We start from the raw sequence: 15767 nt of genomic DNA on the forward strand, positions 1-15767 counted from the left end.
CTAAGCGCCTTGGCGGGTCAGCTGCTGGCCGAGGATCTCCGCGAGCCAGCTCTCGTACTGGTCGTCGGTCCAGCCGAGTCCGGTGGTGCCACGGAAGTAGAGCTCAAGCGCGCTCAGCATCCACGCGCGGTCGATGGCTTGGTCGCGGGTGAGGTGCGCGGCGAGTTCGCCGGCCTCGTCCAGGGACGCGATGATCGGCGCGAGCCACTCCCTCGATTCGCGCTCTCCGTGGTTCTGCAGTTCGACCACGGCGGGGTCGCTCGCCGCGTTGATCGCCGCCGCCCACATGTCGCGCCCGTTGGAGTACAGCTTCCGGAGGAATGACGCGTACAGCCCGAGCTTGCGGCGCGGATCGGGTTCCTCCTGGATGCGCGACCCCCACCGGTCGCGGTCCGCCTCCGCCTCCAGCCTCGCGATCATCTCGCCGACGATCGCCGCTTTGGTCCCGAACGTCGCGTATACCGTGGGCGTGGCGACCTTGGCATGCTTGGCGATCATGGCCACGGTCGTACCACCGAACCCTCGGCTCGCGAAAAGCTCACGCGCGGCCGCGACGATCCGGGTGCGCGTCGCGGCGGCACCTTCCTCACGCAGCGGCGACTGATACGACCGCCGCGCCGACGGCGCATCAGCCGGACTCCGCCCGCTCGCCGCTGGATCGTTCACGCGGCGAAGTTATCAGTATGGCTCGCTCTATTCAATGTAATAGCACGTCAAGGCTTGAGGTTTTCACGGTGCCGACGAATTCCGACCATCCGCCTGAACCGAAGAGCAGCACAGGGCCGTCGGGCTGCTTGCTGTCACGAACCGCCACGACGCCCGGCAGGTTACGGGCGACCTCGATACAGTTCCCACCCTCCGACCCTGACCGCCGCGCCTTGCGCCACTCGGCCTTGGACAGGTCGATGTTCAGCATGCTGGGTTCCATTGATCTCGTGCATCCTTGATCATCTTGAGCGAGGTGCCGACAGGGAATGCCTCGGATCGTATCTTGTCATAGGCACCCCATATACGGGTTACTAGGTCATGCTCTGCGCTGATTTCGCCTCGGCCCGCGGACTCCACGGATACGACCACGGTTGCGTCTGGAAGCTGGGCGAGCACGAACCCCGACGACAGGCCCGCCGTGCATGGATTGTCGCCGGGTACGAGCTGGATGTTCACATTGTGCCGCTGGGATATCTGTAGTAGATAGTCCAGTTGCTCCCACATAACCGATACGCCGCCGATAGGGCGACGTAGGACCCATTCATCCATCAGAGCCCAGATCGCGGGCGGCCTCTCGCGGTCCAAAATCATCCTTCTTCGGATTCGTGCCTGCACCCGATCGTCGATCTCGTCGGGAATGGCGTCAGGCGCTCCCGCGAAGATGCAATGTGCGTACGCCTCGGTCTGCAAGAGGCCCGGGATCAGGAGCGGATCCCAGCTCCGCAGGATCAGGGCTTCCGGCTCGATCGCCTCCACCCAGCGCATGAACCAGCCTGGCCCACCTGGACGCGCGGTCATGCGCTCACGTAGTCCGACGAAGTACCTGTTGTCGGTCAGCCCGAAAAGCTGATCCAGCGTCTCGGCCTGGCTCAGTTGCGGTGTCCGCTTCCCCATCTCCAGTCGTGACACGTGGGTCTGGGTCACCTGTAGACGCACTGCCACCGCATTCTGCGACAATCCGGCTGTCTCGCGCAGTCGGCGCAGTTCATTCCCGAATCGCTCACGTGGTGTCTCGGGTGCGTAAGGCATCTCATCTCTCATGTTTTCTTCATATTGCTGGAGACCAGGGTGTTCGGCACGCAGTCCATATGCGTGATCCAGTCCTCGACAGTCCAGGCTCGGGGCATTCTTTGACCTTCCATGGACTTGAGTTCTGCCTCCTGAACACCGTACGACGCGGGCAATCTAATCAAAGAACAGCTACATGCCGGGCAACATCCGGCATGTATGACCGCCGTAGTCCCGCAGGTGAGGCAATGAGCATGGCAATCACATCAGAGTCCGAATTTCGGCATTTGGTTAGATTGGTGGGTGCCGTGAGGACTTTAGGTCTTCTGGGCACCCTCGAACTCCCGGGTGCGGACCTCTCAGCCTCGATGGCGCGAGCGTATGTACGGGAGTTGCTCGGTGCGGCCGGTCATCCGAAGGTCGATGAGGTCGAACTTCTGGTGAGCGAACTGGTGACCAACGCCGTGCGGCACTCTGACTCCGGGCGTAGGGCGCACGGCGTGGTGCGACTGGTGGTAGCGGACGACGGCCACGCCCTGCATGTGGCCGTGATCGACGAGGGGTCATCTGAACACGTGCCGCGTATGCGACCGCTGAGCGCTGACAGTGACGGGGGGCGAGGGTTGTGGCTGGTCGATCAGATCGCCTCTGAGTGGGGAGCGTACGAAGACCGCGCAGGGCATGTCGTCTGGTTTCAGGTGGCCGGACGATGATCTCTCCTCGCCCCACCGATCTCAGCGACCGCCTCCTGACCTGCCACGTCGCCCGTCCGTTCACCCAAACGGTCGTGGCCGTGCACTTTCGTCAACTCGCGACTTCGAGGACTGACCGCTCCGGCTGGCCCGGGCTCGTGGGCTTTGGGGTGGGCACGTTCAGGGGGAGTGGGTCAGGGGGTGGCGTTGATGGTGGCGATTATGGAATCGGGGGTGAGGGGGAGGTCGCGGAGGCGGATGTCGAGGGCGGCGGCGAGGGCGTTGGCGATGGCCGCCGCGGTCGGGCCCTGGGCCGCCTCGCCCGCGCCCACGGACGGCAGGCCCGGGGCCTCGACGAGGATCACGGAGATCTCCGGGGTCTCGCTGAAGCGCAGGATCGGGTAGCTCTCCCAGTCGTCGCTGGTGACCCGGCGGCGGTCGAAGCGGACGCGTTCCTTCAGCGTCCAGCTCGCCGCCTGGGTGGCCCCGCCCTCGATCTGGTTGCGCACCCCGTCCGGGTTCACCACCAGGCCGACGTCCACGGCGATGGTCAGCCGGGGAACGCGGATCTCCTGCTCGGCTTCCACCTCGGCGACCACCGCGCAGTACGCGCCCTTGTCCTTGTAGCGGGCGAACCCGATGCCGCGACCCGAGCCCTCGGGCATCGGGGCGCCCCAGCCGGAGGCGTCGGCGGCGGCGGTGAGGACCCGGCGCCCGCGCGCGTCGCCGAGGTGCGCCAGCCGGTACTCCAGCGGGTCGGCCCCGGCGGACAGGGCGAGCTCGTCCATGAAGGACTCGATGGCGAACACGTTCATGAAGGCGCCCAAAGCGCGCAGCGCCGACGACCGCAGCGGCGCCCTGAGCAGGCGGTGCCCGGTGACCCGGCGGCGCGGGAAGTCGTAGATCGGCACCGCGTTGCGCACCGTGCCCGACCCGGCGGCCGGCGGCGGGTCGACCGCGGGGGGCTGCGGCCAGGGCCGTTCCAGGTGGCCGGCCGCCAGCAGTCCCGGCACGCCGGCGAACCCGGGGCGGCTGGTGTGCCCCTGGCTCCACACGTCGTAGTCCCAGGTCAGCACCGCCCCCGACTCGCTCACCTCGGCCGCCACCTCGACCGACATGGCCGACCCGAACGGCGACCACGCCAGCTCGTCGCGCCGGCTCCACTGCACGTGCACGGGCCGCCCGGGGACGGCGCGCGCCAGCAGGACGGCGTCGAACGCCGCGTCGTCGGCGGCGTTGTGCCCGTAGCACCCGGCGCCCTCCGCGTGCTCGACCTCGATCCGGTCCGCGTCCAGGCCGAGGGCGAGTCCGATGGCGTTCCGCAGCCCGTTGATGCCCTGGCTGTGGCTCCACACCGACAGCGTCCCGTCGTCGTTCCAGCGGGCGACGCCGCAGCTCGGCGCCATCGAGGCGTGCGCGAGGAACGGCCTGCCGTAGCTCGCCCGCAGGCCACGGGCGACCGGCCGCGCCGCACCGCCCGCCGGCACCTCCGAGCCGTCCGGCGCCTCCGAGCCGTCCGGACCCGAGCCGTCCAGGGGAGGCGTGAGGACGGGGAGGGTCTCGTGGGGGCCGGAGCGCAGGAAGTCGCGCAGGCCGTCCTCGTCGGGCAGCGTGTCGTGCTCGTCCCAGCTCGCGGCGGCCCGCAGCACCTCGGCGGCGCGGGACACCTCCGCCTCGTCCGCGCCGGTCACCCCGACGAAGGAACCGTCCCTGACCAGCAGGACGTCCATCCCCGCGAGCCGGCCCTCGTCCACGTGCCGCAGCGCGGCGCCCGGGGACGGTGGGCGCACCACCCTGCCGAACCACTGCCCGGGCAGGCGCAGGTCGTGGATGAACCTCGGCCGCCCCGCGATCTTGTCGGGCAGGTCCAGCCGGGGCGCGCTCGTGCCGACGGCCACGGCCTTCCCGCCGTGGGTGAACGGCGCGAGGGGGTCGGCGGGCACGTCCAGGTCGACGGCGCCGGCCAGCGCGCCGTAGGAGGTGACCCGCTCGCCGCACTCCAGCAAGCCCCGCCGTACGGTGACCCGGGCGGCGCCGACGTCCCAGCGCCGCGCCGCCTCGGCGGTGAACCGGGCCCTGACCTGGGCGCACGCCACGCGCACGGCGCCGCCCGAGTGCATGATCGACATGCTCCCGGACGTCAGCCCCTCGTCCGGGCCGGACGCGGTGTTCGCGGGCCGCATCCGCACGCGTTCCAGCTCGACGCCGAGCTCGTCGGCGGCGATCTGGGCCAGGGCGGTCAGGATCCCCTGGCCGAGTTCGACCTTGCCGACCCGTACGTCCACGCCGCCGTCGGGGTGGACGGTCACCCATCGCGACAGGATCGGGTTCGCCGCGAGGTCCTTGGGCATGGACGGCGCCCGCACGGTGGTCACGAGATCCCCATGGGAGAGCGGGCGTTCACGAGCGGGGTCATGGGGTCTCCTCGGCGGCGCCGGCGTTCACGATGGCGCGCACGACGCGGCGCTGGACGCCGCACCGGCACAGGTTGCGGTCGAGCGCCTCGATGACGGCCCGCTCGCCGGGCGCGGGGTCGGCGTCGAGCAGGGTCGCCGCGCTCATGATGATCCCGGAGATGCAGAAGCCGCACTGCGCGGCCTGTTCGTCCAGGAGCGCGCGCTGCACCCGGTGCAGCCCGCCGCCGGCGCTCAGGCCCTCGACGGTCACGACCGTCCGGCCCGCCGCCGACCACATGGGCACGTCGCAGGACGGGACGACGTTGCCATCCATCCGCACGAAGCACGCCCCGCACAACCCGAGCCCGCAGCCGAACCTGGTCCCCTTCAGGTCCAGGACGTTGCGCAGCACGTGGAGCAGCGTCGCGTCCGGGTCGGCCTCGACGCGGACGGGCTCGCCGTTGACGGTCAGCTCGAACGCCCGGGTCATCGGGCCGTCCCCTCGAAGACCTCGGGGTGGGCGGAGAGCTCGATGCGCGTGCGGCGGATGTGCCCGCCGAGGTGCCGTTCGGCGTCCACGGCGTCGCGCCGCGCGATGGCGTCCAGGAGCAGCCGGTGCTCGGCGTTGATCACCCAGCGCCGGCCGGGGCCGGTCAGGTGCATGAAGGCCCGCCGGTAGTGCTGGGTGGAGTTCCACAGCCGGACGACCATGGAGGAGAGCTGGTCGATGGGGCAGCCGGAGTAGGTGAGCAGGTGGAACTCGCGGTCGAGCGCCAGGAACTCGCCGATGCCGTCACCGGCTTCGATGCGCTCCTGGATCGCCTCAAGCCGGCGCAGGTCGTCCTCGGTGAGGTGGGGCAGGCTCTCGGCGAGCGCGAGCGGTTCGAGGCGCTCGCGCATCTGGTAGATCACGTCCACCTCGTGCCCGCTCAGCCGGGGGACCCAGGCGCCCTTGTGGGTCTGGCTGTCGATGAGGCCCTCGGCCTCGATCATGCGCAGCGCCTCGCGCACGGGCAGGCGGCTGGCCCCGAAGCGCTCGGCGACGTCCTCCTGCCGGATCCGCTCGCCGGGGGCGATCTCGCCGCTGAGGATGGCCTCGCGCAGGTAGCCCGCGATGCGCCGGCTCGCCGCGTTCTCGGGCCCGCCGTTCGCCTTCGACCCGGCCGGCCGGGTGAGGGTGGTCATCGGACCGGGGGCCGGTGGTCGAAGGCCTTGCCGGCGGGGTAGGACACGAGCTCGAACTGCATGCCCCACGGGGACAGGAAGTACACCCAGCGCTGCCCCTCGCTCGGGCCGCTGCTCGCGGTCGGCTCGCCGAGCACCGTGACGCCCCGCTCCCTGAGGTACGCGACCGCGACGTCCAGGTCGTCGACGTAGAGCGCGACGTGGTGGCCGCCGACGTCGCTGTTGCGCGGGGGCGTCGTGGCCTGCTCGGGCGCGGAGTACTGGAAGACCTCGAAGACGGCCTGGCCGCCGCACCGGAAGAAGTGCAGCTCCCGCATCACGGCGCGCGGGTGGACGTTGAGGTGCTCGGACATCCACCCGGTGTCGTCGTGCCGGTAGGGGCCCAGCGTGTACATGTACTCGCAGCCGAGCACGTCGACGAGGAAGTCCCTGGCCTGGCCGAGATCGGGCACGGTGAAGCCGATGTGGTCCAGGCGGGCCAGCCCGGGGAGTCCGGTGCTCATCCTGTGTCCCTCCGCTGTCATTGGATCCAATGCAGCATAGTCCCGGCGGATTTCCCGCGTCCAGGGGAGTAAAGCCTGTTCATCGGATCCCATCATGTGTCAGTCTGTAAATCCTGCACTCGATTGCATGGAGAGCCTCATGACCGAGCACAACCGCCTCAGCCCCGCCGTGCCGTGGGTCGAGGTCGTCGCCACCGAGGCCGACTGGGACGAGGCCGACCCGGACCTGCTCACCGCCATGCTGAGCCAGCTCGTCCTCATCCGCACCTTCGAGGAGTACGTCCTGGAGCTCGCCCGGGCCGGGCTGATCCACGGCCCCGCGCATTCGAGCATCGGCCAGGAGGGCGGCGCCGTCGGCTCGATCCTGTCGCTCACCAGCGCGGACACCGTGAACGGCTCACACCGAGGCCACCACCAGTTCCTCGCCAAGGTCCTCGCGCACGTCGAGCCCAAGGGCATCGACCCCCGGCGCGAGTTCTCCGCCGAGGTGCGTGCGGTGCTGCTCAGGAGCATGGCCGAGATCTGCGGCCTGGACCGCGGCTTCAGCCACGGGCGCGGCGGCTCCATGCACCTGCAGCTCAAGGAGGCCGGCGCCATCGGCACCAACGCCATCGTCGGCGGCGGCGTCCCCCTCGCGGCCGGGTCGGCGTGGGCGCACCGGCAGGCCGGCACCGACGCGGTCGCGGTCACCTACTTCGGCGACGGAGCCGCCAACATCGGCTCCACGCTGGAGACCCTCAACCTGGCCTCGGCCTGGCGCCTGCCCCTGTGCTTCTTCATCGAGAACAACCAGTACGCCGTCTCGACCAGCGTCCGCGAGGCCACCGGCGAGCCCCGGCTCTCGGCCCGTGGGCCAGGCTTCGGCATCCCGAGCTGGAAGGTCGACGGCATGGACCCGCTGGCCGTCCACCTCGCCATGCGCGAGGCCCTCGCGCACATGCGCGCCGGCCGGGGACCCGCCGTGATCGAGGCGGACGTCTACCGCTACTTCCACCAGAACGGCCCCTTCCCCGGCAGCGCGTTCGGCTACCGCACCAAGGAGGAGGAACGCGAGTGGCGTGACCGCGACCCGATCGCGCAGCTCTCCGGGCACCTGCTGCGGCGCGGCGTCCTCACCGCCTCCGAGATCGAGGCCACGACCGAACGCGCGAAGGCGCTGATGTCCGGCATCGGTGACGAGCTCGTCGAACCGGTGCCGGGCGGCAAGCCCGGGCAGCGCCGGATCAGGCCGGAGGAGTGGCCCGACCCGGACTTCGCCGACGTGGGCGTGCGGGGCGACCTCGGCGAGTTCGCCGGCGCCCGGTTCGCCGACCGCGCGGACTTCACCGGGGCCGTCGCCGAGCAGCGGTTCATCGACGCCGTCGCCGGGGTGATGGCCCGGCGGATGGCCACCGACGACACCATCGTCGTGATGGGCGAGGACGTCCACCGTCTCAACGGGGGCACCAACGGCGCGACCAAGGGCCTCAAGGAGGCGCACCCCGACCGGGTCCTCGGCACTCCTATCAGCGAGAACGCCTTCGCCGGGCTCGGCGGCGGCATCGCGCTCGATGGCCGGTACAAGCCGGTGGTCGAGTTCATGTACGCCGACTTCATGTGGGTGGCCGCCGACCAGCTGTTCAACCAGATCGGCAAGGCCCGGCACATGTTCGGCGGCGACGGCGAGGTGCCCTTCGTGCTGCGGAGCAAGGTCGCGATGGGCACCGGGTACGGCTCCCAGCACTCGATGGACCCGGCGGGGATCTTCGCGACCTCCGCCGGCTGGCGCATCGTCGCGCCCTCGACCCCCTTCGACTACGTGGGCCTGATGAACAGCGCGCTGAGGTGCAAGGACCCGGTGGTCGTCCTGGAGCACGTCGACCTGTACGCCTCGACGGGCGACGGGCCCGTGGACGACCTCGACTACTGCATCCCGGTCGGCAGGGCAGCGGTCCGCAGGTCAGGATCGAAGATCACCGTGCTCACCTACCTGGCGATGACCAACTACGTGCTGGAGGCGGTGGCGTCCGGCGGCGTCGACGCGGAGGTGATCGACCTGCGCTGGCTCGACCGGGCCAGCGTCGACTGGGACACCATCGGGGAGAGCGTCCGCAAGACCAACAACGTCCTCATCGCCGAGCAGGGCGCGGTGGGCACCTCCTACGGCGGGTGGCTGGCCGACGAGATCCAGCGGCGGTACTTCGACTGGCTGGACGGGCCGGTGCACCGCCTGACCGGCGGCGAGGCCTCGCCCAGCATCAGCAAGGTCCTGGAGCGCGCGGCCATCGCCAAGGGCGAGGAAGCGGCCGCCAAGCTCGACGAGATCACCGGGTACTGACATGGCGAAGCTGCTGCGCATGCCGGAAGTGGCCGCGAACGCGGTCGAGGCCGTCCTCCAGGGGTGGTCGATCGCGGAGAACGCCCCGTTCGCCGCCGACGAGGTGATCGCGACCGTCGAGACCGAGAAGGCCGTGGTCGACGTCCCCGCCGAGGCGGCCGGCGTGCTCCTCAAGACCCTGGTGCCCGAGGGCGCCGGCGTCGAGGTCGGCGCGCCCATCGCGCTGCTCGGCGACCCGGGGGAGAAGGTGGCGGACCTGGGCGCGCTGCTCGCCGAGCTCGGCCTCGCCGTCCCGCCGCATGTGACGGCCCCCGAACGCCGGGACGTCCCTGACGCGGCGGCCCAGACGGGGGCGCCCGCCGTCAACGGGGTGGTACGGCGGGTGTTCGCGAGCCCGCTGGCACGCCGGATGGCGGGCGAGGCGGGCATCCCGTACGAGAAGATCGTCGGCACCGGCCCGAACGGCCGGATCGTCCGCAGGGACGTCGAGGCGGCGATCGCGAGCGCGAACACCCCCGCCGCCCCGGTGGCGGCGGGGCTCTCGTGGACCAAGGCCTCGGCGTCGTTCACCGACGTGCCGCATTCGCGGCTGCGCAGGGCGGTCGCGTCCCGGCTGACCGCGAGCAAGCAGGACACGCCGCACTTCTACCTGCGCGGCACCGCCCGGGTCGACCGGCTGCTGAAGCTCAGGCGGCGGCTCAACGACGGCGGCCAGGTGCGAATCTCCGTGAACGACCTGGTGATCAAGGCCGCGGCCCAGGCGCACACGCTCGTCCCCGCGATGAACGTGATCTGGACCCCGGAGGCGATCCGGTCGTACTCCACGGTCGACCTCTCGGTGGCCATCGCCACCGAGCGGGGCCTGGTGACGCCGGTGCTCCGGTCGGTCGAGCGGATGACGGTCTCGTCGGTGGCCACGACCGTGCGGGACTTCGCCGACCGGGCCAAAGCGGGCCGGCTGCGCCAGGAGGAGCTGGAGGGCGGCACGTTCAGCGTGACCAACCTCGGCATGTTCGGCACCGAGGAGTTCGCGGCGATCATCAACCCCCCGCAGGCCGCGATCCTCGCCGTCGGGGCCGCCAGGACCGAGCCGGTCGTGGACGGCGGCAAGGTCAGGGCGGGCACCGTGATGCGGGTGACGCTCTCGGTCGACCACCGGCCGGTCGACGGCGCGGTGGCCGCCGAGTGGATGCGCACGTTCCTGTCGCTGGTCGAGAACCCTTTGCGAATCCTGGCCTGAACATAACAGGACCTTTCACGACATATCCCATTAATCTAGGGCATGTCGGGTAGAAGTCCCCAAAGTAACTCATCGATCTTTCGGGGGGTACCGATGATCAACGAAGGAAGCGGCAAGAGGGCCGAGGACGTCATGCACCAGGGAGCGCAGTGCATCGGCGAGAGCGACAGCCTTCTCATGGCCGCACGGATGATGCGCGACATGGGCGTCGGCGCGCTGCCGATCTGCGGGGACGACGACCGGCTCAAGGGGATCATCACCGACCGCGACATCGTGGTCATGTGCTGTGCCGAGGGCATGGACATGGAACGGACGACGGCGGGTGAGCTGGCCCACGGCCTGGTGTGGATCGACGCGGGCACCAGCGTCGAGGAGGCGCTCTCCACCATGGAGCAGCACCAGATCAAACGCCTCCCCGTGCTCGACGACGACCGCATCGTCGGCATGATCAGCGAGGCCGACCTCGCCAAGGAACTCTCCGACAACAAACTCGCCGAGTTCGTCCACCGCATCTACGCGGGCGCCTGACCCGGCCGGCCGTCAGGGAAAGCGAAATCCCCAGGTCGACGACCTGGGGATTCGTCGCGTGCTTTCGTCCAGGCAGGGCCGTCTAGCCGGCCGCGGGCTCCTCTTCCACCGTCACCCGGTCGGGGTAGAAGGCGACGTGGTCGGCGATGGAGGTCACCGCGGGGTACGGGGTGCGGTACGTCCAGACGGCGTCGGTGAGTTCCTGGCCGTCGAGGGCGAGGTGGTAGTACGAGGCGTCGCCCTTGTAGGGGCAGTACGTCAGGGTGGGGCTCTCGCGCAGCACGGACGGGTCGACGTCCTTGAGCGGGATGTAGTGGACCGGCGGGTAGCTGGCCTCGCGCAGCGTCAGCGCGGAGGTCGTGTCGGCGATGACGGTGTCACCGACGCGGGCGGTGACGCGTGCCGTGCCGGCCTCGATGGTGATCGGGTGGTCAGGACCGGGTTCCACGGGCAGGCGGGTCATGATCGCGTTCCTTCCTCGGAGACGGCGCGACCGCCCCGGGGCGCGCCCACTTCCCACAACCCCCGTCCTGCCCCGTCTGTTCCGGTCGGCCGCGTCGAGATTCGACAGACCGGTCTGTGCGGAAGAGCCGGGTGGAAGACCCTCGCGCCTCCACCCGGCTCATGTTCCTGGCCCGCCTAGGGCGTCTGGGCCACTCCTTCCGCGTGACGGCGCGTGGACGCCGCCGGAGCCGTGGTCGTCGTCGCGGTGGTTTGCGGGGTGGTGAGGGCTGGGCTGGTGGGGAGGAGGAAGACGTTTGTGGGGAGGTCGGCTGGGGGGATGTCGGTGTTGAGGGCGATGAGCTGTGACAGGGTTTTGCGGTGGTCGATGCCGTATTGCTGGCGCAGGACGGTTTGCAGGGGGTCGTTTTGGTAGTGGAAGCGGTCGCCGTCGCGGGCGGCGGTGAACTGGTCGCGCCAGATGGCGCGTTGGAGTTCGCCCAGTTCTGAGCCGGTGGCGTGTTTTTCGGCGAGCATGCCGGTGAAGGCGTCCAGGTTGGCCACGGTGCCGTAGACGGCTTTGAGGCGGGCGGCCAGGGTGGTGCGGCGGACCACGCGGGTGGCGTTGTCGGCCGCAAGGGTGGTGGGGACGCCGTTGATGTCGAACAGCTGGACGATGTCGAGGCTCTGGGGGTCGTTGATCTCGTTGCCGGGGGTGAGCAGCGGGTCGGCGGGGAAGGCGTCGGTGGACTCACCGGTGATGGCGGTGAAGGAGGACTTGGCGGGCAGCCCGTAGGCGGCGCGCAGCTGGTTGTAGGCGGGCATGCCGTGGTCGCGGCCGCGTTGCAGGTCGATGGCCCCCAGGTCGACCACCCCGTGGAAACACGCCGGCAGGGTGGGACCGTCCAGGCAGGCGGGGTTGCCGGCCACCGGGACCTGGAACAGCACGCTGCGCAGCTGGTTGTCGATCATCTCGTCGTTGTTGTACTCCGACTCCCCGCCGATCCCGGCCAGCACCGGGCCCAGCTGAATCTGATTGACCAGATCAGGGTTGAAGAACGCCACGTTCAGCGGGACGGCCAGGTCGACGTCGGCACCGTCGAGTTCCACCTCCACGCCTTGTGCCTCCAGCGCGGCCAGGGTGGCGGGGGTGTAGCGGGCGGCGGTGGTCTCGAACTCCATCTCCCCATGGATCTGACTGTGAGCGCGATACCCCACGGTGGCGAACTCGTTGGAGAGACTCGGGTCCACGTGATCGTCGTAGCCCTGGTAGGTGGGCAACGTGACGCCCATCGCGGGGAGGAACTCGTGGTAGGTGATGTACTGCTGCTCGGCGATCACCACCGCGCGGGCGAGCTGGAACTTGTCCTGCTGGGACATCGAGGCAGGTAACGCCGCGACGATCCGGTTGTGCTCGCGGGCGAACAACGTCTGGGTCGCGGTCAGCGCGATGTTCTCGTTCGCGCGGACGTCTCCGGCGACGGCGGCGTTGGTCGGGTTGCCCAGCAACCGGCCGTCGACCTGCATGGCGGGCGCGGTCGCGGCGTTGCCCCGGCTGGTACGCCGGGGCAGATACCCGCCGGGCAGCAGCAAGGTGGCGTTGTTGTTGGCCGGGTTGCCGTCCACCGACCCCTCACGCAACCAGTCCAGCCGCGCATCGGTCCCGCCGTACACCGCCCACGCGTCAATGAAGGAACTGACCGTGTTCACCTGCTGACGCGCATTGGACACCCCGGTACCCGGCGCCGCGGCCGTGCGGGTGAACGGCACCACCCCCAGATCATTGGTGAACGACTCCAGCGCGTCGGTGCGATCGAAGGGGATGTCGGCCGCGGTCCCGTTCTCCTGCCGCAACCCGATGGTGTGGTCCAGGAACTGCCCCCACACATTCCCCCACTGGGTGACCCCCCGTTCCGAGAACACATTCACATTCGTGTCGTTGAACACCCGGTTGGAGACATAACGGGCGTTCGGCCCGGCGACCACCTGGCCCTTCCCGTCGGCGTACCGGGCGGGGGCCTTGCGGGCGTAGTTCGTGCCGACGCTGCCCAGGGCCGGTGTGAACGGGTTGTTGCCCGCGCCGGTGAGGCTTTCCGGTTCCCACGTCCCGAGGATCGGGGCGGCCGGGAGGCCGTACACCTCCAGCCCCCACAGCGAGTAGCCGTAGGCGGTGCGCCGCACGGTGCCGTGGATCCGCACGTAACGGCCGACGCCCGCGACCGCGATCCGCTGGACGCCGCCGGTGCCGGTGGTGGTCGAGTACAGCGTCGTCCAGGCGGCGGCGTTGTCGGAGACCTGGACCTGGAAGGCGGTGGCATAGGAGTTCTGCCAGTTCAGCACCACCTGGCAGACGCGCTGCGACGAGCCGAGGTCCACCTGGATCCACTGCGGGTCGGCGAACGCGCTGGACCAGCGGGTGCCGGCGTCCCCGTCGACCGCAGCCGACGCCGGCGTGCCCGCGCCCTCCACGGAGGACGCGGACGCCGGCCGGTTCAGCGCCAGGTCGGCAGTGCCGCAGCCGGCCCGGACGAAGGAACCGTAGACCTGGAACTCGTACAGCGAGAAGCCGTACACGGTGTGCCGGGCCGTGCCGTACATCCGGACGAACCGGCCGGTCCCCGACAGGTTGAGTGTCTGGACGCCACCGGTGCCGGTGGTGGTCGAGTAGAGCGTCGTCCAGGCGGCGGCGTCGTCGGAGACCTGGACCTGGAAGGCGACGGCGTAGGAGGTGTGCCAGGTGAACACGACCTGGCTGATCGCGGCCCTGGCGCCGAGATCGACCTGGACCCACTGCGGGTCGCTGAACGCGCTGGACCAGCGCGTGCCGGTGTTTCCGTCGGTCACCGCCGAGGCGGGGGTGCCGACGGCCTCGATCGTCGACGCGGTGGCCTGCTTGCCCTGCGACAGCAGGGCGGGGGCGGCCTGGGCGGGGGTGCCCATGGCCACGACCAGGCCGGCCAGCAGCGCGAGCACGGCCACGACGGAGGGGACGCGGTGACGGCGGCGGCGCTGAGGACGCCCGCCGGCGGCGGGCCGGGGGAGCCGGCCCGCCGAGGGAGGAACAGGTTGCATCGACCTAATCCCTGCTGGAGATGGGCTACTGGGCGAGGGCGCTGGACTCCGCTGTCCGCGCGCTCTCCCCGGCCGCGTTCACGGCGCTGAACTGGTAGTAGTAACGCTGTCCCGCGGTGACCGCCCGGTCGACGTAGGTCGGCGAGGTGACGTGCACGTACGGCGTCGCGCCCTCGCCACCCGGGGTGGTCGAGCGGTAGACGTTCCAGGTGGCGTTCGCCTGGTAACCCCACTGGAGCAGGATGTCGCCGGCCCTGGGGCTGATCACGACGCCGAACGGGACGCCGGGCGCGCCGGTGGGCGGCGTGACCGTGACGGTCGGCGTCGGGGTCGGGGTCACCGTCGGCGTGGTCCCGCCGGGCACCGCCGTGACCTCGGCCGAGTTCGGCGAGCCGCCGACCGCGTTGGCCGCCGAGACGAAGTAGTAGTACGTCGTCCCGTTGCGCAGCCCGGTGTCGGTGAACGTGGTGGTGGTGCCGTTGGTGGTCCCGACGGGCGTGTTGACCTCGCCGTCGGACTTGGTGCCCCGGTAGATCCGGTACGACGTCGGGGCGCCGCTCGCGCTCGCCGTCCACGTCAGCTTGACCGAGGCGGCGGCCGGGGTCGCGGTCAGGCCGGTCGGCCCGGACGGCACCGACGCCGTCGCCGGGGTGACCGTCATCTGGTCCACCCGGGACAGGCCGTGGTCGCTGACGGCGATCTGGCTGATCGAGTTGACCCCGGCGCGCAGCTGGACCTGCAGGGCCGAGTGCTGGTAGACGTCGAAGCTGCCGGTGATCGGGAAGCTCTGCGTCCGGGTGATGACGGTGCCGTTGACCTTGAGTCCCATCTGGCGGTTGTTGACGCCGGGGAACAGTCCTCCCTGGAAGGCGTACCGCCAGTCCACGGTGTACAGGCCGCTGGTGGGGACGACGACGTTGTTGAACGTCATCGAGCCGTCCTCGGCGTACGCCATGTCGACGACCCGGTCACCGGGGGAGTCGGATCCGGAGGAGCCCAGCACGTCGGGGAACCACCCGTTCAGCGTCTGGAACCAGTCGAAGCCGCCGAGCAGGGCGTCCTTGCAGTAGTAGACCCAGCCGTTGCCGGCGGGCACCCCGGCGACGTTGCCGCCGGTGCCGATCGGCGGCGGGGTCTTGGAGGCGTCCTCGGGCGTGCGTGCGGACTCGCCCGAGGAGTTGACCGCGCTCACCTGGTAGAAGTACGTCGGCGTCGCGCTGAGTCCGATGTCGTCGTAGCTGGTGGCCGGCGCGTTCACGGTCGCGATCGGCGTGTTGCCCTCGGCGCCGGAGGCCGTGCCCCGGTAGATCCGGTAGCTGGTCGCGCCGGGGCTGGCCTCCCACTCGACCTCGATGGACGAGTCGCTGTGGGCGGTCAGTTCGATCTCGTCGGGGGTGGCGGGGACCGCCGCGGCGGTCGCCGCGAAGGGGGTGGCGGCGGCGATGCCGACGCCTCCGGCGATGAACGTCAGCAGGGCGATGAGGGCCCGTGCCGCTAGTGCTTTGTGCATGACACAACTCCCAGGGCTGGGGGGTCTGGGGTGATCCGCGACGCCGGTTCCGGTCGGCGCGGGGCATGCAGAGAGCGCTCTCTCTCCAGCAAGGTATCACCAGGCCAGGGCCATTTGTCAATGCTTGGCAAAAGTATCGAAGAAACGTCGCGGTAACGTGCCGGCGC

At 70.2% G+C, this 15767-nt stretch carries 14 protein-coding genes; 4 read left to right on the forward strand and 10 right to left on the reverse strand.

The window, feature by feature from the left end:
* From NYZ98_RS11530 to NYZ98_RS11540, 3 genes are read right to left on the reverse strand one after another with little or no spacing between them, the layout of a single operon-like run.
* Window positions 1–666 (reverse strand): TetR/AcrR family transcriptional regulator, encoded by a 666-nt coding sequence (locus NYZ98_RS11530; RefSeq protein WP_262842614.1) that lies wholly within the window; start codon window positions 664–666, stop codon window positions 1–3.
* Between the two features lie 31 nt (window positions 667–697).
* Window positions 698–916, reverse strand: coding sequence for a DUF397 domain-containing protein (locus tag NYZ98_RS11535; RefSeq protein WP_380706332.1), 219 nt, complete (start codon window positions 914–916; stop codon window positions 698–700).
* Complete coding sequence (locus NYZ98_RS11540) at window positions 910–1749, reverse strand: helix-turn-helix domain-containing protein (RefSeq protein ID WP_262842615.1); 840 nt, start codon at window positions 1747–1749, stop codon at window positions 910–912. Before NYZ98_RS11540 ends, NYZ98_RS11535 begins: the two co-directional genes overlap by 7 nt.
* Window positions 1750–1964: 215 nt before the next feature.
* On the opposite strand from NYZ98_RS11540, the gene NYZ98_RS11545 reads away from it, so the two are divergent.
* Window positions 1965–2429 carry an ATP-binding protein gene (locus NYZ98_RS11545; protein WP_262842616.1) on the forward strand — a complete coding sequence of 155 codons (465 nt, stop codon included), beginning with the start codon at window positions 1965–1967 and terminating at the stop codon, window positions 2427–2429.
* 173 nt (window positions 2430–2602) lie between these two features.
* Here NYZ98_RS11545 and NYZ98_RS11550 read toward each other — a convergent pair whose 3' ends face one another.
* The 4 genes from NYZ98_RS11550 to NYZ98_RS11565 are packed head-to-tail and all read right to left on the reverse strand — an operon-like array spanning window position 2603 to window position 6492.
* Window positions 2603–4783 carry a molybdopterin cofactor-binding domain-containing protein gene (locus tag NYZ98_RS11550; RefSeq protein ID WP_262842617.1) on the reverse strand — a complete coding sequence of 727 codons (2181 nt, stop codon included), beginning with the start codon at window positions 4781–4783 and terminating at the stop codon, window positions 2603–2605.
* A gap of 37 nt (window positions 4784–4820) precedes the next feature.
* Window positions 4821–5294 carry a (2Fe-2S)-binding protein gene (locus NYZ98_RS11555; protein WP_262842618.1) on the reverse strand — a complete coding sequence of 158 codons (474 nt, stop codon included), beginning with the start codon at window positions 5292–5294 and terminating at the stop codon, window positions 4821–4823.
* Entirely contained in the window at window positions 5291–5989 is a 699-nt protein-coding gene (locus tag NYZ98_RS11560; protein ID WP_262842619.1) for a GntR family transcriptional regulator, read from the reverse strand. The genes NYZ98_RS11555 and NYZ98_RS11560 overlap by 4 nt, the downstream gene beginning before the upstream one ends.
* Complete coding sequence (locus tag NYZ98_RS11565; protein ID WP_262842620.1) at window positions 5986–6492, reverse strand: VOC family protein; 507 nt, start codon at window positions 6490–6492, stop codon at window positions 5986–5988. Before NYZ98_RS11565 ends, NYZ98_RS11560 begins: the two co-directional genes overlap by 4 nt.
* A 139-nt stretch (window positions 6493–6631) precedes the next feature.
* Between NYZ98_RS11565 and NYZ98_RS11570 the strand changes: the two genes are divergently transcribed.
* The 3 genes from NYZ98_RS11570 (at window position 6632) to NYZ98_RS11580 (ending at window position 10577) form a co-directional block, all read left to right on the forward strand.
* Window positions 6632–8809, forward strand: coding sequence for an alpha-ketoacid dehydrogenase subunit alpha/beta (locus NYZ98_RS11570; protein WP_262842621.1), 2178 nt, complete (start codon window positions 6632–6634; stop codon window positions 8807–8809).
* A 1-nt stretch (window position 8810) separates the two neighbouring features.
* Window positions 8811–10049 (forward strand): dihydrolipoamide acetyltransferase family protein, encoded by a 1239-nt coding sequence (locus NYZ98_RS11575; RefSeq protein WP_262842622.1) that lies wholly within the window; start codon window positions 8811–8813, stop codon window positions 10047–10049.
* 93 nt (window positions 10050–10142) lie between these two features.
* Window positions 10143–10577, forward strand: a complete 435-nt coding sequence (locus NYZ98_RS11580; protein WP_262842623.1) for a CBS domain-containing protein — start codon at window positions 10143–10145, stop codon at window positions 10575–10577.
* Between the two features lie 82 nt (window positions 10578–10659).
* On the opposite strand, the gene NYZ98_RS11585 is transcribed toward NYZ98_RS11580, so the two are convergent.
* The 3 genes from NYZ98_RS11585 to NYZ98_RS11595 all read right to left on the reverse strand — a co-directional run bounded on the left by NYZ98_RS11585 (window position 10660) and on the right by NYZ98_RS11595 (window position 15600).
* Window positions 10660–11040: a DUF427 domain-containing protein gene (locus tag NYZ98_RS11585; protein WP_262842624.1), complete on the reverse strand. Its 381-nt coding sequence runs from the start codon at window positions 11038–11040 to the stop codon at window positions 10660–10662.
* A gap of 176 nt (window positions 11041–11216) precedes the next feature.
* Window positions 11217–14090: a peroxidase family protein gene (locus tag NYZ98_RS11590; RefSeq protein ID WP_262842625.1), complete on the reverse strand. Its 2874-nt coding sequence runs from the start codon at window positions 14088–14090 to the stop codon at window positions 11217–11219.
* Window positions 14091–14115: 25 nt separating this feature from the next.
* A complete protein-coding gene (locus tag NYZ98_RS11595) occupies window positions 14116–15600 on the reverse strand; it encodes a fibronectin type III domain-containing protein (protein WP_262842626.1) in 1485 nt (494 codons plus the stop codon).
* Window positions 15601–15767 lie beyond the last annotated feature (167 nt).

The organism is Sphaerisporangium corydalis (assembly GCF_025506355.1).
In the GTDB taxonomy this organism is placed as follows: Bacteria; Actinomycetota; Actinomycetes; order Streptosporangiales; family Streptosporangiaceae; genus Sphaerisporangium; species Sphaerisporangium corydalis.

Excerpts from the sequence above, each read along its gene's own strand:
- NYZ98_RS11535 (WP_380706332.1), bottom strand. The coding sequence starts at position 916 with ATGCTGAACATCGACCTGTCCAAGGCCGAGTGGCGCAAGGCGCGGCGG.
- NYZ98_RS11540 (WP_262842615.1), bottom strand. The coding sequence starts at position 1,749 with ATGAGAGATGAGATGCCTTACGCACCCGAGACACCACGTGAGCGATTC.
- NYZ98_RS11545 (WP_262842616.1), top strand. The coding sequence starts at position 1,965 with ATGAGCATGGCAATCACATCAGAGTCCGAATTTCGGCATTTGGTTAGA.
- NYZ98_RS11555 (WP_262842618.1), bottom strand. The coding sequence starts at position 5,294 with ATGACCCGGGCGTTCGAGCTGACCGTCAACGGCGAGCCCGTCCGCGTC.
- NYZ98_RS11560 (WP_262842619.1), bottom strand. The coding sequence starts at position 5,989 with ATGACCACCCTCACCCGGCCGGCCGGGTCGAAGGCGAACGGCGGGCCC.
- NYZ98_RS11565 (WP_262842620.1), bottom strand. The coding sequence starts at position 6,492 with ATGAGCACCGGACTCCCCGGGCTGGCCCGCCTGGACCACATCGGCTTC.
- NYZ98_RS11570 (WP_262842621.1), top strand. The coding sequence starts at position 6,632 with ATGACCGAGCACAACCGCCTCAGCCCCGCCGTGCCGTGGGTCGAGGTC.
- NYZ98_RS11575 (WP_262842622.1), top strand. The coding sequence starts at position 8,811 with ATGGCGAAGCTGCTGCGCATGCCGGAAGTGGCCGCGAACGCGGTCGAG.
- NYZ98_RS11580 (WP_262842623.1), top strand. The coding sequence starts at position 10,143 with ATGATCAACGAAGGAAGCGGCAAGAGGGCCGAGGACGTCATGCACCAG.
- NYZ98_RS11585 (WP_262842624.1), bottom strand. The coding sequence starts at position 11,040 with ATGACCCGCCTGCCCGTGGAACCCGGTCCTGACCACCCGATCACCATC.
- NYZ98_RS11590 (WP_262842625.1), bottom strand. The coding sequence starts at position 14,090 with ATGCAACCTGTTCCTCCCTCGGCGGGCCGGCTCCCCCGGCCCGCCGCC.
- NYZ98_RS11595 (WP_262842626.1), bottom strand. The coding sequence starts at position 15,600 with ATGCACAAAGCACTAGCGGCACGGGCCCTCATCGCCCTGCTGACGTTC.